The organism is Gynurincola endophyticus (assembly GCF_003991195.1).
In the GTDB taxonomy this organism is placed as follows: Bacteria; Bacteroidota; Bacteroidia; order Chitinophagales; family Chitinophagaceae; genus Gynurincola; species Gynurincola endophyticus.
The window spans coordinates 492,884-514,763 of the sequence record NZ_RCWL01000003.1 but is presented as its reverse complement, the minus strand read 5'-3'; the positions used below and the strand labels follow the sequence as shown (position 1 = coordinate 514,763).

General features: G+C 38.2%; 16 protein-coding genes. 8 read left to right on the top strand and 8 right to left on the bottom strand.

Annotation, left to right across the window (positions count from 1 at the left end; all coding sequences use genetic code 11):
* Window positions 1–54: 54 nt before the first annotated feature.
* Window positions 55–1,275 carry an FtsX-like permease family protein gene (locus tag D9O48_RS08865; RefSeq protein WP_126972593.1) on the bottom strand — a complete coding sequence of 407 codons (1,221 nt, stop codon included), beginning with the start codon at window positions 1,273–1,275 and terminating at the stop codon, window positions 55–57.
* Window positions 1,276–1,284: 9 nt separating this feature from the next.
* Window positions 1,285–1,677, bottom strand: a complete 393-nt coding sequence (locus D9O48_RS08860) for a ribosome-binding factor A (RefSeq protein ID WP_126972592.1) — start codon at window positions 1,675–1,677, stop codon at window positions 1,285–1,287.
* Between the two features lie 99 nt (window positions 1,678–1,776).
* On the opposite strand from D9O48_RS08860, the gene D9O48_RS08855 reads away from it, so the two are divergent.
* On the top strand, window positions 1,777–3,894 hold the full coding sequence (locus tag D9O48_RS08855) for a S9 family peptidase (protein ID WP_126972591.1): 2,118 nt from the start codon (window positions 1,777–1,779) through the stop codon (window positions 3,892–3,894).
* Window positions 3,895–4,231: 337 nt separating this feature from the next.
* Here the strand turns inward: D9O48_RS08855 and D9O48_RS19025 are convergent, their stop codons facing one another.
* From D9O48_RS19025 to hemH, 4 genes are all read right to left on the bottom strand, one after another.
* A complete protein-coding gene (locus tag D9O48_RS19025; RefSeq protein WP_233589217.1) occupies window positions 4,232–5,299 on the bottom strand; it encodes a TraR/DksA C4-type zinc finger protein in 1,068 nt (355 codons plus the stop codon).
* A 4-nt stretch (window positions 5,300–5,303) separates the two neighbouring features.
* A complete protein-coding gene (ileS, locus tag D9O48_RS08845) occupies window positions 5,304–8,669 on the bottom strand; it encodes an isoleucine--tRNA ligase (protein ID WP_126972590.1) in 3,366 nt (1,121 codons plus the stop codon).
* 668 nt (window positions 8,670–9,337) lie between these two features.
* Window positions 9,338–9,865, bottom strand: coding sequence for a CopD family protein (locus D9O48_RS08840; RefSeq protein WP_126972589.1), 528 nt, complete (start codon window positions 9,863–9,865; stop codon window positions 9,338–9,340).
* An 18-nt stretch (window positions 9,866–9,883) separates the two neighbouring features.
* The gene (hemH, locus tag D9O48_RS08835) at window positions 9,884–10,918 is read right to left on the bottom strand and encodes a ferrochelatase (RefSeq protein ID WP_126972588.1); all 1,035 of its coding nucleotides are present in this window, start codon (window positions 10,916–10,918) and stop codon (window positions 9,884–9,886) included.
* A 222-nt stretch (window positions 10,919–11,140) separates the two neighbouring features.
* Here hemH and hemA point away from each other — a divergent pair, with 222 nt between their 5' ends.
* The 7 genes from hemA (at window position 11,141) to hemL (ending at window position 18,433) form a co-directional block, all read left to right on the top strand.
* Window positions 11,141–12,382: a glutamyl-tRNA reductase gene (hemA, locus tag D9O48_RS08830; protein ID WP_126972587.1), complete on the top strand. Its 1,242-nt coding sequence runs from the start codon at window positions 11,141–11,143 to the stop codon at window positions 12,380–12,382.
* Window positions 12,383–12,444: 62 nt separating this feature from the next.
* Complete coding sequence (gene hemC, locus D9O48_RS08825) at window positions 12,445–13,386, top strand: hydroxymethylbilane synthase (protein WP_126972633.1); 942 nt, start codon at window positions 12,445–12,447, stop codon at window positions 13,384–13,386.
* Between the two features lie 2 nt (window positions 13,387–13,388).
* Complete coding sequence (locus D9O48_RS08820; protein ID WP_126972586.1) at window positions 13,389–14,099, top strand: uroporphyrinogen-III synthase; 711 nt, start codon at window positions 13,389–13,391, stop codon at window positions 14,097–14,099.
* Between the two features lie 11 nt (window positions 14,100–14,110).
* Window positions 14,111–15,139, top strand: coding sequence for a uroporphyrinogen decarboxylase (gene hemE / locus D9O48_RS08815; protein WP_126972585.1), 1,029 nt, complete (start codon window positions 14,111–14,113; stop codon window positions 15,137–15,139).
* 76 nt (window positions 15,140–15,215) lie between these two features.
* Window positions 15,216–16,130: an oxygen-dependent coproporphyrinogen oxidase gene (gene hemF / locus D9O48_RS08810; protein WP_126972584.1), complete on the top strand. Its 915-nt coding sequence runs from the start codon at window positions 15,216–15,218 to the stop codon at window positions 16,128–16,130.
* Between the two features lie 54 nt (window positions 16,131–16,184).
* Window positions 16,185–17,156: a porphobilinogen synthase gene (hemB, locus tag D9O48_RS08805; RefSeq protein WP_233589216.1), complete on the top strand. Its 972-nt coding sequence runs from the start codon at window positions 16,185–16,187 to the stop codon at window positions 17,154–17,156.
* On the top strand, window positions 17,156–18,433 hold the full coding sequence (gene hemL / locus D9O48_RS08800; protein ID WP_126972582.1) for a glutamate-1-semialdehyde 2,1-aminomutase: 1,278 nt from the start codon (window positions 17,156–17,158) through the stop codon (window positions 18,431–18,433). The genes hemB and hemL overlap by 1 nt, the downstream gene beginning before the upstream one ends.
* Window positions 18,434–18,485: 52 nt before the next feature.
* Here the strand turns inward: hemL and D9O48_RS08795 are convergent, their stop codons facing one another.
* Together D9O48_RS08795 and D9O48_RS08790 are read right to left on the bottom strand one after the other, a co-directional pair.
* Window positions 18,486–20,615: a hypothetical protein gene (locus tag D9O48_RS08795; protein WP_126972581.1), complete on the bottom strand. Its 2,130-nt coding sequence runs from the start codon at window positions 20,613–20,615 to the stop codon at window positions 18,486–18,488.
* Between the two features lie 229 nt (window positions 20,616–20,844).
* Complete coding sequence (locus tag D9O48_RS08790) at window positions 20,845–21,879, bottom strand: hemin-degrading factor (protein WP_126972580.1); 1,035 nt, start codon at window positions 21,877–21,879, stop codon at window positions 20,845–20,847.
* Window position 21,880: the final 1 nt, after the last annotated feature.

Sequence of the window (21,880 nt, the reverse complement as noted above, 5' to 3'; positions counted from 1 at the left end):
AAGTTCAGTCAAAAAATACCCATTTTCCACAGCCTTTGTACAGTTAAAGTGTTCTTAAACTTTCAGGTTAAATGGCTGCAATGCGGCTTTTTTAGCCGGATACCACGAAGCGGCTAATGTGATAAGAATAACAATAGAGAGGATGATTGCTATTTGACCGTAATCAATTGCAACCGGGTAATAAGAAACCAGAAAAGTAGAACCGCTGATTTTAATTAAACCAACAGTTTGCTGAAGGTAACAAAATATTATAGCCAGCAGAGAACCGATAACAGCACCTATAGAAGACAAAAGAAAACCTTCAGCTAAAAAGATGTTTCTGATTTTCCGTTGACTTGCCCCTAATGCTTTTAATACCTGGATATCTTTTTTCTTTTCGAGCACCAGCATACTTAAACTTCCGATCATAGCAAACGCAGCCACTACCAGCATTAATGTAAGCAATGCATAGGTAGCCCACTTTTCCATATTCATTAAGTTAAACAGGCTTTCATTCTGTTCGTAGCGGGTGAGTACTTTTGCGTCCGGAAATAACTGTTGCAAACTTTTTTTAGCTGCAACAGCTTTATCAGGTTGTTTCAACGAAATTTCAATCGCAGTATATTCATCAGCTGCCGTCTTCGTCATTTCACGCATGAAATGAATATTCGTAAGAGAATATTTATTGTCAATGTCGGCCTGAATTTGAAAAGTACCTGCCGTTTGAATATTTGCAGCTGAGAATGCATCAATCGGATTAGCGGTTAGAGCTGTTTGTCCTTTACGGGATATATATACAGTTAGAGGAAAAATGCTTCTATCAGCTAATACACCTAAAGCAGCTTCTACCCCACTACCCAAAACAATGGCTGGTTTTTCATTGTCTCCAAAATAGAGTTCTCCCCTGATCATATAATCCTTTACTTCATTCACCGAAGCATAAGATGTATCTACTGCTTTTAAATCTGTAATCACCTGAACGTCCTTATTCATCAGCAACACTTTCTCTTCTAAAGTTGGTGTATAAGCATGAATATACTGCTGAGCAGACAAGGCATTTAACTGAGATTCAGAAACAGTAAGATATTTACCGGTTCTGGCTTCGATGCGAATGTCGGTATAGAAAGAAGAATAGAGAGATTTTACAAGTCCTTCAAACCCATTAAACACACTTAGCACTACTATAAAGGCAAAGGTGATACACAGTATAGACAACATACTGATCCAGGCAATCACATTGATTGCATTGGTTGATTTTTTTGCTCTGAAGTAGCGCCAGGCGAATAAAAAGTTCACTCTATTATATTATTGTTTTTCGTCAGATGATTGATCGGACTGATCAGGACGGTCTTCATTGATTTTTTTGAATAAATCTTCCATTTTAAATACATGATCTAAAGTATCATCTACATAATATTTTATTTCGGGCATTCTGCGCAACTGTTTACCAACACGTGCAGCTAATTCACGTTTGATTTCCCAGGCCTTTGTTTCTATAACGCCCAGAGCCGTTTGAGGATTGTTTACTTTGAAAAAACTCAAATAAATACGCGCTTCCAATAAATCAGGAGTTACTTTCACACCGGCAATCGACACCATCCCTCCGTCTACCATAGTAATTCCTAAGCGACGGAAAATTTCATTCAACTCTTCATTTAATAACCCCGCCACCTGTTTTTGACGTTTTCCTTCTTGCATAGGTAAATATTTTAAATCCAAAATTACTTATTTAATCACGATCATCCTTTTAAAGGTTGATTTTTTTTGTACATTCACCGACTAGAAAATAACAGGACTATGAGAAAATTTTTATCCATTGCACTAACTTGCTTTTTGGGTAGTTCTGCCCTGAACGCCCAGCAGTTGATCCCGACTGAGCAACTGATCTTAAACACTTACTCAAGAGACATTTACAACAATCTACCTAATTCTGTAGAATGGTTATCTGATAATGAAGTAGCCTTCAGAAACAGAATGAATCAGGAGGGTTTTGTTTACAACATTAAAAAGGGTACCCAAACAGCTCTTCCAGCTGAGGAAGCCCCAAGACCTGCGTTTGCCGCAGCTCCTAAACCGCCTGTTGACGGCGCCAAAAACTATACCGTTTCACCTGATGGAAAGTTTGCAGCTTATACCAAAAATGACAACAACCTTTACTCTTACGATATTGCCAATAAAAAAGAGCTTCAGCTGACAAACGACGGTACAGAGTTTATTAAAAACGGATGGGCATCATGGGTTTATTTTGAAGAAATTCTGGGAAGAGCCAGCCGTTACAAAGCCTTTTGGTTCAGCCCCGACAGTAAACAAATTTCTTACATGCGTTTCGACGATTCGTTGATGCCGACTTTTCCTATTTATGTTTTAAAAGGGCAACATGGGTATCTCGAAAATGAAACCTACCCGAAAGCCGGTGATCCAAGTCCTAAAGTAAAAATCGGTATCACTCCGGTAAATCAGGCAAAAACGGTTTGGGCAGATTTTGATCAGGAAGTTGACCAATATTTTGGTGAACCTATCTGGACGCCAACCAATAAGTTATTGGCTGTTTGGATGGATCGCGATCAAACCCAGGTAAAAATTTACGATGTAAATACGCAGAACGGAAGCAAAAAAATCTGGTATGAAGAAACACAATCTACCTGGATTACTTTAGATGATGTTCATGTAGACTTTTTACAAAACAATGATGCAATCATCATGAGTGATAAAGACGGTTGGTTAAACCTTTATCTGTTAAATGCAGAAGGTAAACAAATCAGTCAGATTACTACAGGCAATAACTGGGGTACAAGAATTATTCGTATTGACGAAAAAGCTAAAACAGTTTACTATACTGCACGTAAAGAGAACTCGGCACGTCACGACTTTTACAAAGCCAGCTTTGACGGCAAAAAAGTTCAGCGTTTAAGTTTCGGTGATTATTCTTTCAGCGTATTAGGTTTATCACCCAGCGGCAAGTATTATGTAGCTTCTTATTCAAATATCAGTACGCCGAATGTTTTAGCGATTATTGATGAGAAAGGAAAAGTTATTAAAGAAATCGGTACTATTAAAGGAAAAGATTTTGACAAATATGCATTGCCGAAATCTGAAATCGTTCGTGTTACTTCGCATGACGGCAAATTTGAATTACCGGTATCTATTGTATATCCTGCCAACTTTGACCCTAAGAAAAAGTATCCGGTTCTAGTAAGCATTTATGGTGGACCAAACTCTACCTATGTAACAGATGCTTACAAACAAATCAATGGCATGACTCAACTTTGGGCACAGGAAGGTTTAATTCAGGTGTCTTTTGATAACAGAAGTTCTGGCCATTTCGGTAAAGAGGGTATGAATTATATTCACCGTCAATTAGGAATCTGGGAAACAGAAGACTATATGACCTGTGCGAGATATTTAGCTAAACAACCTTGGGTGGATGCTACTAAGATTGCCATTACCGGAGGTAGTTTTGGCGGATACATGACTTGTATGGCTTTAACGTATGGCGCAGACGTGTTTACACACGGTATTGCTAATGCATCTGTAACTGATTGGCAGTTCTATGATTCTCACTATACAGAACGTTTTATGGATCGTCCGCAAGACAATGCTGACGGTTACAAAAAAACAAGTGTAATGGAGTATGCGCACAAATTAAAAGGTGTTTTAAGAATCAATCACGGAACATCTGATGACAATGTTCATTTTCAGAATAGTTTGACGTTGGTAGATAAATTACAAGAGTTAGGTAAGACCTTCGAATTAATGGTTTATCCTGGCGAGCGTCATAGTATTGGAGGTAATAGTCCGGCTAAGTCATTACACTATCGTAAAGCATCGTATGAGTTTTATTATAAACACTTATTCGAGAAACCGATGCCTGCAGCTTTTGATCAGTTAAAGCCTGCGGCGCCAAGAGGTAGATAAATGATTCATTTAAATCTGAAAACAGTTTTATACGTATATAAACATAAAAAGGAGTCTTAAGACTCCTTTTTATGTTTATTGCCTCCAATTTTTTAATGCGGATACTTTATCAGATACCGTTTCTATAAAAGCTTTTTCCATTCCTTTTCTTATTCAAACTTCTGCTTGCATCTCATCCTTCTTTTTTATTATATATGATACTTTTCATGATATAGTTTACTGATGAATCCTCCTAAAGAAACTATATTGAAAAATATAAAAGACAGGTATTCTAATACGTTAAATGCCGGCTATTAAATAGCCGGCATTTAAAATACTTAGGAATATAACAAATATATTATCTGTTCATATTTTGTTTTGCTTCAATACTTAAAGTAGCGTGAGGCACTGCTTTCAGACGAGCTTTATCGATCAGTCTGCCGGTTACTCTACAAACTCCATAAGTTTTGTTTTCTATACGCATCAACGCTTTTTCAAGGTGATCGATATAATTGATTTGTCGTGAAGCCATTTGCGCTAATTGTTCGCGCTCCATACTCATCGAACCATCTTCCATCGTCATGTAACGATTTTCAGTTTCATCACCACCCATAGAATCTTTACGGGTGATTAATCCCTGGAGATAAGATAATTCCTGCTTTGCAGCTTCCAGTTTCTTTAAGATTAACTCTTTGAATTCCTGTAAGTCAGAATCACTGTAACGAAGAGTAGGACCAGTGTTTATGCCACCAGCCGGTTGATCCAGTACAGATTTCGTGAACTCAGGTTCATATTTGCGTGCTGCTTTAGTAGAAAGTTCAGGAATTACTACTTTAGTAGGTTTTGCCGGAACTGCTTTTTTCTTTTCTACTTTAGCTGGTGCAGAAGTTTCAATAACTTCTTCTGCCGGTTCGGATTTAACTGCTTTTTTCTCGGTAGCCTTTTTATCAGCTGCTACAGCTTTTTTCGGCTCTTCTTTAGCAGAAGGAGCTTTTGTCGCTGTTTTTTTAGGAGCGTCTGCGGTTTTTTTCGTTACCTTTTCGTCTTTGCTAGCAGCTTTTGTCGTCTTTTTTTCTGCTGATTCGTTTTTCTTCATTTCCGTTTTGGTGGTGGTCGCCGCCACCTTTTTACTAGTTGAAGCAACAGCAGCTTTACCCTTTGTTACCTTAGCAGCATTATTAGAACCGTTTTTAACAGCTTTTTTAGCAGCGGAAGCAGCAGGGGTAGCTACTTTCTTATCAGTTTTTTTTGCATTCTTTTCTGCTGTTTTTTTAGCAGGCGCTGCAGGACGTGAAGTTCCTTTCTGCGCGGATGCAGTTTTTGTAGTTGGCTTTTCAGTAACTTTTACAGTAGACTTCTTCGCAGGACTGGATTTTTTTGTAGTCGTTTTTGAAGTTGCTTTTACTGTTTTTTTGTTAACGGCCATAAGATTAGGCTTTTTTTGTGACAAACACTTTTAAAGAAATATCGTTTACCTCAATTTCGGTGCCATCAGATAACTCAGGTATCAATTCTAATTGATCAGCTAAAACTTCCGCACAAATGTATGCCTTATAATCTTCTATGGATGTTGCTAACAAGTCGTTAGCTTCTACCTTCACTTCTATCCTGTCTGTTAATTCGTACCCATTGTCTTTACGGATCTTTTGAATTCTATTGACGAGTTCTCGGGCATTTCCTTCATTGATCAGTTCAGGGGTAACGGTTATATCCAATGCAACGGTTAGTGCATCTTTGTTGGCCACCATCCAGCCCGGAATATCCTCACTGGTGATTTCCACTTCATTTATCATCAATATTAAGGGTTCGTTATCAATAAACAATGAAATTTGCCCTTCTTTTTCTAACAAACTGATCTGTTCTTGTGTAAAACTGCCTAAATCTGCGGCAACTGCTTTCATTTTAGCTCCTAATTTCTTACCTAAAGCAATAAAATTAGGTTTGATACGCTTCTTAATGAATCCGTTATCCTCAGTCAGGTACTGCAATTCTTTCACATTTACCTCTGATAAAATCAGGTCTTCAATTTTTCCGATCTGAGTTTTCATGTCCTGCGTTAATACAGGAATCAACACTTTTTGCAAAGGCTGACGCACTTTAATGTTGACCTTCTTTCTCAAACTTAATACCAAAGAACTGATATCCTGTGCCATTTGCATTCTTTCTTCTAATGAAGCATCAATTACCGACTCATCAGCCACCGGAAACAGGACGTGGTGGATAGATGCAGCTTCATGACGTTTCGATACTTCATTCAAATTGCTGAACAAAGCATCACTGAAGAAAGGAGAAATCGGAGCAGTTAACCTCAATACGGTTTCTAAACATTCGTATAAAGTCTGATAAGCACAAATTTTATCATGTTCGTACTCACCTTTCCAGAATCTGCGTCGGCACAAACGAACATACCAGTTGCTTAAATGCTCATCTACAAATTCTTCTATCGCTCTTCCCGCCTGTGTCGGCTCATAATCATCCATCAGTTCGTTTACTTTTTTCACCAAACTATTGAGAGATGAAATGATCCAGCGGTCAATTTCAGGACGGTCCTTTAACGGTATATAAGCTTCTTCAAACTTAAATCCGTCTACATTCGCATATAAAGCAAAAAACTGGTAAGTATTATATAAAGTACCAAAGAACTTACGTTGAACTTCTTTGATACCGGCCAGATCAAATTTTAAATTGTCCCAGGGTGCCGCATTTGTAATCAGATACCAACGGGTAGCATCAGCACCATATTCGTCAAGCGTTTTAAAAGGATCAATCACATTACCCAGACGCTTACTCATTTTGTTACCGTTCTTATCCAGTACCAGACCGTTAGAAATTACATTTTTAAATGCTACGCTACCATATAACAAAGAACTGATCGCATGAAGCGTATAAAACCAACCTCTGGTTTGGTCAACACCTTCACAAATGAAATCAGCCGGATAGTTGGTATCAAAAGGTGCATTGAAGGGCTTCGGATCACCTGCAGCCAGTTTTTCATGATCAAGCCCCCATTGAGCATAAGGCATTGCACCCGAATCGAACCATACATCAATCAAATCCGGAACACGTTTCATCGGTTCTCCTTTAGAACTCATCAGAATAATATCATCTACATATGGTTTATGTAAATCAATATTATTTTCTACAGTATCTAAAGTTTTTTGAGTATTTAAATGACTTGCTTTTTTAATTTCTTCTCTTAACTGTGGAATCGTTTGAATACATTTCTGCTCGGTTCCATCCTCAGTTATCCAGATAGGTAATGGTGTACCCCAGAATCTCGATCTGCTCAAGTTCCAGTCTACCATATTTTCAAGCCAGTTTCCGAAACGGCCGTCACCGGTTGATTTCGGTTTCCAGTTGATTTCTTTATTTAAAGCCACCATCTGATCGCGCAGGGCGGTAGTTTTGATAAACCATGCATCCAGCGGATAATACAAGATTGGCTTATCCGTTCTCCAGCAGTGCGGATAATTGTGCTCGTACTTTTCTATTTTAAACGCTCTGTTTTCTTTTTTCAGTTTTACACAGATGTCTACATTCACATCCACATAATCCGGATCGTCTTTATAGTTTTTCACATACCGTCCGCTAAATTCACCGGTACCATCAATAAACTTTCCTTCACGATCAACCAAAGTCAGTATACCGATATTAAACTTCTTACCCACTTTATAGTCATCCGCACCAAAAGCCGGAGCCGTATGTACGATACCGGTACCATCTTCAGTAGTAACAAAGTCACCAATAATCACACGGAACGGATCTCCACCGGCGATTTCCGGAGTGTTTGCTTCGAACGGCAATAATTGCTCGTAACGGCAATCTGCCAGCTGACTTCCTTTAAATGAAGCCACTACTTTCCACGGTATTACTTTATCACCTTCTTTATAAGTACTAAAGTCGATATTTTCATTCTCGGCTTTAAAATATTTAGATACCAGATTTTTAGCAAGAATCACCACAATCGGAATTCCGGTATAAGGATTAAAAGTGTGTATAGCCACATAATCGATATTTGGACCAACCGTTAAACCAAGATTAGAAGGTAAAGTCCATGGAGTAGTTGTCCAGGCCATGAAAAACAGTTCATCCTGAATACTTTGTGCTTTGAGGCTATCAAAAAGGAACTGAGCTTTTTCGTTCTGCACCACTTTAAACATAACTACTGCAGAAGTATCTTTAACATTTTTATACGTTCCTGGCTGGTTCAGTTCATGAGAACTTAAACCTGTACCTGCAGCAGGTGAATATGGCTGAATACTAACACTTTGATAAAGAAGGTCCTTTTTATATAGTTCACCCAACAAATACCAAAGTGTTTCAATATATTGATTATCAAAGGTTATATAAGGATCATTCAAATCTACCCAATAACCCATTTTTTTAGTAATACTATCCCATTTGTCTTTATAGCGCATCACCGCTTCACGGCATTTGCGATTATATTCTTCAACGGTAATTTTTTTACCGATATCCTCTTTCGTAATACCCAGTTCTTTTTCAACGCCTAACTCAATTGGCAAACCATGAGTATCCCACCCCGCTTTACGCTTTACCTGAAAACCTTTCATGGTTTTATATCTGCATACCAGATCTTTTAAGGTACGGCTGATAACATGGTGAATACCAGGCATCCCATTCGCACTTGGCGGCCCTTCGTAAAAAACGAAAGAAGGTGCTCCATCACGAACAGCAATACTTTTTTCAAAAGTCTGATTCTCATTCCATTTACTCAATACATCCTCCCCGATTGCGGGTAAGTTCAAATGCTGGTATTCTTTATATTTTGCTGACATAGTAAAAATTCTCCGAAAATCTAAAAAATTTGTTTTTTAGGTCAGCAAAGTTACAGAATTTAAGCCATCTATAAATGAATAAAATATAGGCTCAAAATGTGTTATAGGAATTAATTGAGCGGATTGGGGTACGTCATTTTGAGGGATTTAAACTAAACTTGTGTTCTGGATTTGCTGCAGCAAAAAAATCAACAGACCGTATGAATCCGATTATTTGGCACAGTTTATGAAACATATAAATCGATTCAGAAGTTTTTAAACAAAGAGATGTTAGAGTAAAAGGAAACTCTTAAAGCTGGCATCAAATTTTTATATTATAATTCAGTTCTTCAAAAGATTATTACTTTATTCTTTATATAAGAAAAACCTTTTCTACGGTTTAGGGTTTAGGGGTTAAAAAGGGGAGTATTCCTACTCCCCTTTCCTTTAATAACTCTAAAAAACAGGAAAGGTTTTTCTATTTTACCCAATTTCCCTTTTAAATCTTCACCCTAGTCAATTCCTGTGCTTTCCACTCAAACCACACTTGATTAACATCATCCTTTTTTCAGCTATCCCTGACCGTTATAACTATTTCCCTTTTTTAACCTCAATGTGTATCATTATGCTACAACATTTTTTATTTGTAGCATAATATACACATGTACTCTTTACATAATACACATCTTTTACTTACGTTGCCGAACTCGTTTATATATATTAATAGCAATCATCAATACAGCTATCAATAAAACCAATGCGAGTAATCCCCATACTACACTCATGTTATTTTTTACTACTGCCAGAAAAACAATTGCAAATAAAAACACTGTGGCAACTTCATTCCAGATGCGCAACTGTTGTGAACTGTACTTAAATTTATTTTGTATCTGCTGTCTGAATATTCCGTGAAGAAAAAAGAAATAAATATATAACCCTAACACAAATACTAACTTCAGCAACAACCAACCCGGTGTTACATTCAAACTAAACCATAACGTCGGACCCAGTATCAGTGTGATGATTGCAGAAGGCCAGGTAATACCCCACCACAATCTTTTCATCATTACAGTAAACTGCTGTTGTAATATTTCACGACCGGGAGAAGGCTGATCCTGCGCTTCTCTATTATAAATAAACAAACGGGGCATGTAAAACATGCCCGCGAACCAGGTTACTATGAAAATAATATGTAGCGCTTTAAGATAGAGATACATTACTATTTATATTTAATATTATACAGTACGATCAACTAACGTTAAAACTGTGTTTACCCAGGTCGGATGTGTATTCAAACAAGGAATCATCTGAAACGATTCTCCACCTGCATGCATAAACAACTCTTTACCCTCTTCAGCTATTTCCTCTAACGTTTCCAGGCAATCACTTACAAATGCCGGACACACTACTAAAACTTTTTTAAACCCACGTTCCGGTAGTTCTTCAAACTGAGCAGCCGTATAGGGTTGTAGCCAGGGATCTCTTCCTAATCTTGATTGAAACGAGGTACCGTATTTACCTGCAGGTATTCCTAACATTGTTGTAACGGTTTCAGTCGTCCAGGTACATTGATGACGATAGCACTTTTCGTGCGGCATTACATCCGCCTTGCAGGCAGCACAATCCTTTTTGGAAGTACATCCGTTCAAATCCTCTACAGCATTAATATTATGACGTTCCGGTATTCCATGATAAGAGAACAATACGTAGTCATACTCCTGTGCCAGATAAGGCTTCATACTCTCTGCCAGCGCATTCAGATACTCCTGCTGATTATAATAAGGAGGTGTTACTTTCAGATCAAATTTATAGTTACGTTCTTTATGCACTTTTACCGCATACTCTACCGCAGTATCATAACTTGACATTGCCCAGTGTGGATACAATGGAAATAAAACTACTTCTTCAATAGAAGGGTCCATTTTCAACAATTCATCATAAGCTGCCCACGGCGTCGGATTTCCATAACGCATAGCAATCACAACCGGCACATCTTCCACCTGACCCTGCACTGCTTTTTTTAACTGCTCACTTAATACAATTAAAGGGGAGCCTTCTTCGGTCCAGATCGAGCGGTAAGCCGCTGCCGATTTAGGTGCGCGAAAAGGCACAATAATTCCTTTTACCAATAGTGCACGAAGAAGGTATGGTTTGTCGATAACGCGTGGATCCATTAAAAATTCATTAAGGTATCTGCGCACGTCTTTTACCTCTGTTGAATCGGGTGAACCCAGATTCATTAAAACGATTCCTCTCTTTTTACTATTCATTTTCATATAAATAAAGTGCAAATCTAACCCGCCCGGCGTTTAAAACTATAAAAATGTTCGCTTTTCCTAACAGTTCGATTTTAAATTGGTTCAAAAAAATTAAATTGATCTTAATCAGCCGAAAAACTGACAAAGATCAGCTTGTAATATGACACTCAAATGACACTTCGAGTCGTTTTTAGGAAATTTCTAAAGTATTTTTGCAAAGTCAATCTCCAATTCATGCAAAGACAAGGAAGTAAGGATATATCGAGATTTTTTGTTGCGGGTATTAACTACAAGAAGACGGATGCAGGCATCAGGGGTAACTTTGCTATCAGCAATGATCAATATGCAAAATTACTCGAGCAGGCACCGAGTTATGGGTTAGACGAGTTATTTATTCTTTCTACTTGTAATAGAACCGAAATCTATGGTTTTGCTGAAGATGTAAGCGAACTCATTCATCTGCTCTGTACTCAAACAGAGGGTGATGCCCATGCTTTTCACTCAATGGCTTACATTAAATCAGAACTGGATGCTATTGAGCACCTGTATTCCGTAGGAGCAGGTCTGGATTCTCAAATTCTGGGAGATTATGAAATTGTAGGGCAATTGAAAAATGCAGTAAAGTTTTCACGTGAACATGGCTTTGTAGGAACTTTTATGGATAGAATGGTGAACTGTGCACTGCAATCTTCAAAAGCAATCAAAAACAATACACAATTAAGCGGAGGTACCGTATCAGTGTCTTTTGCTGCGGTACAATATATAAAAGAGAACATTGTTAATATTACCAACAAAAAAATTCTTTTATTAGGTACCGGTAAAATCGGTAGAAATACCTGTAAAAATATCGTTGATTATCTTGGCACTACCAATGTTACATTAATTAACCGTACTCATGATAAAGCACGTGAGCTGGCAGATGAGTTGGGTTTAAGAACCGCACCAATTGAAAACCTCCAGGAAGAATTAACCAACTCACATATTGTATTAGTGGCTACTAATGCTACACAGCATACCATTACTACTTCACACCTCGAACACAACGGCAATCAATTGATTATTGATTTGTCTATTCCGCATAATGTTGATCCGTCGGCAAAAGAGTTATCCAATATTGAATTGGTGAATGTTGACGATCTTTCTAAGTTAAAAGACGAAACGCTTTTAATGCGCCTGGGCGAAGTTCCCAAAGCAAAAACAATCATTACAACCTATATCCAGGAGTTCTTAGAATGGTATGAAATGCGTAAGCATGTTCCTCTATTAAAAGCCGTAAAAGTTACTCTTCAAGAAATTCACACTTATCCTCTTTTTGATCAATATGCCAAAAACGTATTGAATGCCCCTGAAGTTAACTTAAATGATAAAATTCAACGAGTTATTAATGGTATGGCGTCTAAAATGAGACAACAAAACCAGGGTGGCTGTCAATACATTCAGGCTATTAATGAATTTATTGCTCCTAGCAATAACTAAAAGAATGCCTTATATTTAGGTGCTATAAACTTTTGTTTATAGCTTTATTCCATTTTATGACAATGAAAAAGACGATCAGGATTGGCACACGTGAAAGTGAATTAGCTGTATGGCAAGCCAATACCACAAAAAACTTACTGGAAAAAAACGGTTACACTGCTGAATTAGTCTACATAAAATCAGAAGGTGATATTGACTTAAAAACACCTTTATACGCAATGGGAGTACAAGGTGTTTTTACCAGAAGTCTTGATGCTGCCTTATTAAATCAAAGAATTGATATAGCCGTGCATTCTATGAAAGATGTGCCGGTTCAACTACCAAAAGGTATTGTTCAGGCTGCTGTTCTGGAACGCGCTTCTTATAAAGATATTCTGGTACTTCGGTCTTCTACCGATAACATTCATGAGGCTCTGAACAATTCCTCTGATAGTTTTGCGATGACCATCGGAACTTCAAGCATTCGAAGAAAAGCACAGTGGCTACACCGCTACCCGCACCATCAAATTGAAAATCTTCGCGGAAACGTGAACACCCGTTTACAAAAAGTGGCTGAAAGCAATTGGAGTGGAGCAATCTTCGCCGCTGCAGGTTTAGAAAGAATTAACCTGAAACCTTCTTCAGCAATTGAGCTCGACTGGATGCTACCCGCTCCGGCACAAGGAGCTATTATGATTGTTTGCAGAGGGGAAGATCAATGGATACAGGAAGCCTGTACACTTTTTAATGATGAAACAACTGCCGTTTGTACCAAAGTAGAACGTGAGTTTTTAAGCGGCTTACTGGGCGGTTGCTCTACGCCGATCAGTGCATTGGCATCGATTGACAAAGATCAGCTTCATTTTAAAGGAAATATTGTTTTACCTGACGGATCTCAGAAAGCTTCTATTGAAAAAGTAGTTCCTTTGAACGATATTGATAATCTCGGAAACCGTTTAGCACTTGAGTTAATTATTAATGGCGGAGAATTGATCGCTAACAAAATTCGAACTAAAGAAAAATAACTATGGCTTATTCCATTCTTAGTACGAAAATATTATCCCCCCAACTACACCAATGGGCAAAGGAAAGACAATTCGATTATATTGAGTCGAGTGTAATAGAAACTGTGCCATGCATCACCCCGTTGTTGCAGCTAAGAATGGAAGAAACTTTTGAACAACCGCAGGATGCTGCTATCTTTACGAGCGAACAGGCAATTATTGCTCTAAAAAGTGTATTTCCACCACAAGATAAACTGCCATGGGACACTTTCTGCATTCATGGTGTTACTAAAGATAAGATACTCTTAAACTATCCCAAAACCAACATCGTAGGAACTGCCGGATATGGTAACGAACTGGCCGACAAAATCATTGATTCCTCTTATCCGCATTATCACTTTTTTTGTGGTAACAGAAGAAGAGAAATAATACCCTCGGCTCTTACAGATGGTAATAAAGAATGGACAGAATATATTGTTTACAGAACAGAACTTATCCCAAAACCATTACCTGTTGCTGACTTTGTAATGTTTTACAGCCCCAGTGGTGTTGAAAGTTTTTTCACCTACAATACACTCCCCAGCAAAACTATTTGTATTGCTATCGGAAAAACAACAGCACAAACCCTCGAACAATACACTCAGAATACTATTATTCAAAGCGAAGAAACCAACCCGCTCTCCATGCTAAAAGCAATTGAGCAGTACATTCAAAAAAACTTAACGACTATATAATTTTTCAAAGCATGTTACAGAACGATTTATTATTAAGAACTTTAAGAGGTGAAAAGACAGAAAGAACACCCGTGTGGATGATGCGCCAGGCCGGCAGATACTTACCGGATTATATGGCATTAAAAGCAAAGTATTCTTTCTTTGAGCGTTGTGAACGTCCTGAACTTGCTACAGAAATTACCATTCAACCGGTAGAGCAGGTGGGCGTGGATGCTGCTATTATCTTTTCTGACATCCTCGTAGTGCCACAGGCAATGGGGCTGGAAGTGCAAATGATAGAAGGTAAAGGACCATTTTTACCCGATCCTATCAAACAATACAGCGATCTGAAGCGTTTAATCGTACCTGATGTAAATGAAAAATTAGGTTATGTATTTGATGCATTACGACTCACTAAAAAGGAATTAAATGGAAGAGTTCCATTAATCGGTTTTGCCGGTGCTCCATGGACGATTCTTTGTTACATGGTACAGGGAAAAGGTTCAAAAACCTTTGACGAGGCGAAAGCATTCTGCTATACTCAACCTGAAACTGCCCACAAATTACTACAGCAAATTACCGATACCACTATTGCTTATCTGAAAGGACAGGTACAGGCCGGAGCTGATGTAATTCAAATATTTGACAGCTGGGGGGGATTGCTGGGCCCGGCAGATTTTGAAAATTTATCATTAAAATATATTCGTCAGATTGTAGATGCCCTTAAAGACGAGGTATTAACTATCATCTTTGCGAAAGGTGCATGGCAATCTTTAGATGCAATGGCAGCCACAGGTGCGCACGGCTTAGGAATAGACTGGTGTATAAAGCCGTCATATGCACGACAGCTGGCAGGAAACAATATTACTTTACAAGGAAATTTTGATCCGGCTAAATTGTTATCACCCATTCCTGTAATTGAACAGGAAGTAAAAGAAATGCTGAAAGCTTTCGGTCCGGGTCGTCATGTAGCCAATCTCGGACACGGAATTTTACCCAATGTTCCGGTTGATCATGCCCGTGCATTTGTTGATACAGTGAAGAACTATTCACATTCATAAACCTTTTATATAGCCACCAACGTAGCCTAATGTAGTCAGCGCCAAAGACACATTATTCACTTTACAAAAAAAGTTTATGAGCTTTAAAGAAACATGGATACAATTCATTCATCAGTTACAGGATGATATTTGTGCAGCATTAGAAACAGCTGATGGCAAAGCAACCTTTCACGAAGACCGCTGGGAACGCGCCGAGGGCGGCGGCGGAAAAACCCGTGTAATTGCCAATGGAGCTGTTTTCGAGAAAGGAGGAGTTAATACCTCCATTGTTTATGGCAAAGTAACCGAAACCATGAAATCACAATTGCCTATAGAAGGCGATAGCTGGTTTGCATGCGGCTTATCACTCGTTATTCATCCGTACAATCCTTTAGTGCCAACTGTACATTGTAACTATAGAATGTTTGAATTGTATAATGCAGGAGGCGAAGTTATTGACCGTTGGTTTGGCGGAGGTACCGACTTAACTCCATTTTATCTGTTTGAAGAGGATGCCATTCATTTTCATCAGACTTATAAAGATATTTGTGATCAGTTCGATACTGCCCTGTATCCTAAATTCAAAACAGAATGCGATATCTATTTTACCAATACACATCGCAACAATGAAAGAAGAGGTATTGGCGGTATTTTTTATGATCACCAACGTCCGAATGATCAAAAAGATCTCGACTTCTGGTTAAAATTCAGTAAAGCTTGTGGAAATGGTTTCATTACAGCCTATGTTCCTGTGGTCAATAAAAGAAAAACATTATCATTTACACCCGAACAAAAATACTGGCAGGAAATCAGAAGGGGTCGCTACACTGAATTTAATCTGGTACACGACAGAGGTACTATTTTCGGATTAAAAACAAACGGAAGAATCGAAAGTATTCTGATGAGTCTGCCTCCTACCGTTCGTTTTGAATATAATTATCATCCGCAACCCGGCTCTGAAGAAGATAAACTGCTACAAGCATGTTTGCATCCCAGAGAATGGGCTAAATAAATCATATAGCCTTACGGTCGCTATAAAACCGTAAGGCTTTTAATTTTTATCATCATGTTGTACAGAAGAAACAGAATTTTGAGAGTATCACCGGCTATCCGGGCTATGGTTGCCGAAACCAGTTTAAGTGCAAATGATTTTATCGTTCCTTTATTCATTGTAGAAGGAAGCGGTATTACAGAAGAAATCGCCACTATGCCCGATTATTATCGCCATAGTATCGATCATACTGTAAAAGAAGTGAAAGAATTATGGAAGATAGGCGTTAAAAGTGTTCTGCTTTTCATTAAATGTAAAGATGAGTTGAAAGACAATAAAGGCACTGAAGCGGTTAATCCGGATGGACTCATGCAAAGAAGTATTAAAGCAATTAAAGATGCCTGTCCTGAAATGGTCATCATGACCGATGTTGCATTAGATCCTTTTTCTTCTTACGGCCATGACGGTATCGTAGAAAACGGAAAAATCATTAATGACGCTACCGTTGAAGTGTTGGCCAGGATGAGTGTTTCTCATGCGGAAGCAGGAGCTGATATCATTGCTCCTTCAGATATGATGGATGGCAGAATTGCCGCTATCAGAAGTGCATTGGAAGAAAACAATTTTCATAATACAGGCATTATGAGTTATAGTGCCAAATATGCTTCCTGCTTTTACGGTCCTTTCAGAGACGCATTGGATTCTGCTCCTGGATTTGGTGATAAAAAAACCTACCAGATGGATCCGGCCAACCGGATAGAAGCCATTAAAGAAACCTTAATGGATGTTGAAGAAGGAGCTGATATTGTAATGGTAAAACCGGCATTAGCCTATCTCGATATTATCAGAGAAGTGAAAAACGCTGTAGAAGTTCCGGTTAGCGCCTATAACATTAGTGGAGAATACTCCATGATTAAAGCGGCTGCAAAAATGGGATATATAAAAGAAGAACAGGCAATTCTTGAAACACTGCTCTCTATGAAAAGAGCCGGAGCTGACCTGATCGCCACTTATTTTGCTAAAGATGCTATAAAACTATTATCATAATGTCTATTCAGAAAAGTATTGACTTATTTGCACGGGCACAAAAATCTATTCCCGGTGGTGTAAATTCACCTGTTCGTGCTTTTAAAAGCGTGGGGGGAGATCCCATTTTCATGCAAAAAGCAAAAGGTGCCTACTTATATGACGCAGACGGAAATCGCTACATCGATTATATTGCATCATGGGGCCCTTTAATTTTAGGACATGCATATGAACCGGTGGTAAAAGCTATTCAGGAAAAAGCCTTACTATCTACATCATTTGGGGCGCCTACTGAACTGGAAATAGAAATGGCCGAACTCATTATATCGATGGTTCCGAATGTTGATCTGATCAGAATGGTGAGTAGCGGTACCGAAGCCTGCATGAGTGCAGTTCGTTTAGCCAGAGGATATACCGGAAAAAATAAAATTATCAAATTTGAGGGTTGCTACCACGGTCATGCAGATTCGTTTCTTGTAAAAGCCGGTAGTGGTTTGGCAACACTGAATATTCAGACAGTTCCGGGTGTAACGGCAGGTGTTGCTGCCGACACATTAACCTGTGCTTATAATGATCTTGCTGCGGTACAACAACTCGTTGAAAAAAATAAGGGCGAAGTTGCGGCTATCATCATAGAGCCGGTGGCCGGTAATATGGGATGCGTTCTTCCTGAGCCGGGTTTCTTAGAAGGTATCAGAGAAATTTGTGATGCAGAAAATATTGTTTTCATTTTTGATGAAGTAATGACCGGATTCCGCTTAGCCAAAGGTGGAGCCCAGGAAAAATTAAATGTAAAAGCCGATTTAGTAACCTATGGTAAAGTAATCGGGGCCGGAATGCCTGTTGGTGCTTTTGGAGGCAAACGCGAAATAATGGAGTGCATAGCGCCATTAGGAAGCGTTTATCAGGCTGGTACATTAAGCGGTAATCCTTTAGCCATGATTGCAGGATACACGCTGTTGAACGAGCTGAAATCACGTGCTGAAATATACACCTCATTAGAGAATAAAACGAAACGCCTGAAACAGGGAATCGACGAAGTACTAAAATCTAAAAAGATTCCGTATACCATTAATCAGCTCGGATCAATGATTAGTATTTTCTTCACAGAAGAAAAAGTTACTGACTTTGGAGGCGCAGCACGCTCTAACACAACACTGTTCAATACTTTATTCCACAAACTACTGAACAGCGGTATCTATTTACCGCCATCGGCATTCGAAAGCTGGTTTCTGAATGATGCATTAAGCGAACAGGATATAGAAGATACAATTAACGCAATAGACAGAAGTCTGTAAAACATCAAACAAAGAAGCCTGTATAAACGCAGGCTTCTTTGTTTGATAAACTTTACTTCAAAATATAAAGATTTGTTCCGTCTGAATAAACTTTTACATATTCATTTAATGCCATATCATAATTCGCAGCTCCGTTAATACTTCCTGTAGTTGGATTTATTCTGGCGGTAAAACTGGCATTTTTACAAAATACCTGAATAGTTCTGTTAGCAAAGACCGCAGGGTTAATATTCAAATTCACTAAGCTTGTAGCCGCATCTATAAATATCATTTTTGTAGCATCCGCCGCCATCGCAGTGTATGTGCTCGTCAATTGCAAAGGCAAAAAAGTAGACGCAACGTTAGCGATCGTATCACGATTTACTTCCAGGTTTGTTAATACATTCAACCAGCGGGTACCATTATTCACTTCTATTTTACTCGAATCTGTATTCCATCTGAAACGACCTGCATAGTTAATTGATCTTTGAAGAGTTGTTCCTCTCGGTAAATCGAAACCTCCGGTTGATCCAAATATGTAAGTAACCGAATCATTTCTTGCCCTCCATGCGGCAGCTACATTTTCTGTATAAGAACCATCTCCATTTACTTTATAAAACCAAAAACCTCCAGCATTATTATTGATTTGAGCCCCATAACCACCTGTCCCTATCAAAGCTCTTCTTGGCCTTCGTAAAATTGCTGCCCTCTGCCCAATATCATAAACATTATCTACATCATAAAGATAAGTTCCCGATACACTTACCACTCTTGAACTTGGCGGTTCATTAGGGTTTACCAAAAAGGAAGGATTACCATTATAAATAGTTTGATAACCACTATTAGCAGGAAGCCATCTATCAATCACCGAATTCTGTGGAGGTTGGCCTACATATTTTGAAGTATCCAAAAACCACTCAGAATTAGCAACGTTTTTAACTTCTAACTTTCTTCCCGTAGGATTGCTCAACCATACAAAAGGCTTTTCCACATTCCCACCCATATGAGGTATATTTTCAATTCTAAGAATGGCACCCGGTGCCAGGTCTGCCATAAAAAGAACATCAGGGTGGGTGCGCTGAATTTCCGATAAAAGAAGAGTTCCGCGGAACTTCAAGTACATTAATGTTTCAGGATCAAGACCATTCTTAGACTCAAACCATATTCTTTCGATTTTTGTAATCACCTGACCAGTATTACTCTGATCATCCATATAAATATGATAAGTCGGTTTATCTCCTTCAAATACTGAGTTTTCTATAAGTGTCTGATCTGTGCCCAATAGAATTACAGAAGCAAAAGAACCCTGCAAAGCATAATTTCTGATATTAGAAATTGTATTGCTATTAAAAGATGAGTTCATGACTGTAGCACCAGGTAACACATCTCTGTAAGACGCTCCCACTAATGCAACTGATCTGTTCTGATTAAACAAAATATTATCAAACTTGCATTTCACCATAAATCTTGATACAAATCCGGTATCAAAGCGAGATACATATATGTCTTTAAAACTTGCACCATAATAAGCACCTATATCCAATGCCTTCGAACCAATATCAATAACTCCTGGTCCCACAAAACTTAATCCCTGCAGAATCAGACGATGATCGCTTATAATAGAATTAGCCTGATCAAAATTCTGAAAGCTTCGATAGAAAATCACATTTCCCGGTTGAGTAGTTCTCAACACAACACCATAACCATCAATAAGAAGAGTATTCGGTACATAATTAACTTTTCCTATCCTATGCGGTAGATGAACGGTATCATTTATTAAATATGATCCCGACTGAAAGCCAACCTTAAAAACACGATAGGTAGGGGCCGGATTCATCAATTCTAAGAACTTAAACATTTTATTAAAAGCAATAGCATCGTCTGAAACGCCATCACCTTTTGCACCAAACCATTCCGGATAAATATAGTTTTCCAATTTTTTCCGGAAACGCTGATTTAAATGATTTACAATTATGGTATAACCATTATCTGCATTAGTATTAGATAAGTCGTGAAAAAAAACATCCCCCTGATAGGTAATATAAAGAGTATTCGGAGTAGCTGGAATTGTACGTAAATCTTCCGGCGCATTGATAATTTTTACAGAATCGGAATAATAAAACTTTCCCTGCTCTGTAACTGAACCAGCCATAGCCCACATTGAGCCAACCAGCAACATAAAACAAAATAATAATTTCTTCATATATTCTTTACATAATAACGCAAAACCATAATCGAATATTTGAAGAAAAGTATTCACAAAAATGCATAATAGTGCACAAAACAACCACTTCTGCTAAAAGTGCAGATAGTCAATAATTTACAATAATTTTTTTAAATTCAATTGACATATACCAACCTACCATAACCGTAAAACAAAAAAAGGCCGATACTTTAATACAAGTACCGACCTTTTAAATGTAAAATTATAATTAACTTAATGACAACGCATAGCTTGTCCACTCTGTCAACTCAGGTTTACCAGGCTTTCTTTTACCAAAGAATTGCACAATAAGTGTTCCTTCTGCATCAAAACATTCTACAGAATGCACAACACCATCTTCTGTAGGTTTCTTTACCATATAAGTTTCATGGATATGTGTAGTGCGTAAATGCAGGTTAAAATCTTTATCCATAACATTTACCCATTCAGGTATATCAAGAATTTTTTCAACCTTGCCAGTGTGAATCTGAATCATACCGTCATTTCCAACAAACACCATGATTTCCAGCCCGCTTGCTGCAGCCGATTTCAATAGGTCAGCAGCAGCCGTGTTCTGTACTTTCTTTACGAAACTGCCACCATTTCGAATAGCATCAATACGTGAAAGTTTATATTTCTTCATCATCGGGAAAAAATCATGTGTATCTTTTAAAGCAGCCCATTCTTGCTGGAAAGCTGCAATATCAACTGTTGAAGGATCTGCATACTGCAGCGCCTGTTTTTCAGCAACTGTAATTTCATGATTTAGTTCAGCTTGCTGAAAATCTCTCACTAATGAATCATAAGCCTCCTGATTTGCTTCTGCCTGCGGATATATTTTAACGATTGCATTTCCCCATTTGTCGAATATCTGAATTGATTTTTTCAGGCCGGCCTCTTCGTTATCAAACACTGCATAAGCAAATGACCAGCAGTAAAAAAACATACGTAAATCGATATCTTCTCCTACTACGATTCCAACATGTGGATTAGTAACTTCAACTTTCTCAAAAACACCTTTACGTTCATGTACACAAGATTCATTTCTTGTAAGCACCATTACTTTTCCTAATTCATGTAAACGTTCAAACAATGCTTTGAAATCATTTTTCAAAGGCATTACACTACTGCCAGAAAAAGAATGCAGCACTTCGGCTTCTGTTACACCTATTGCTTTCGAAATATCCCGGATTCTTTTTTTAGGATTTTCTTTTTTGTAAGACAAATAATTGTCTTTGATTGACATCTGTGTATTGATGTTCATA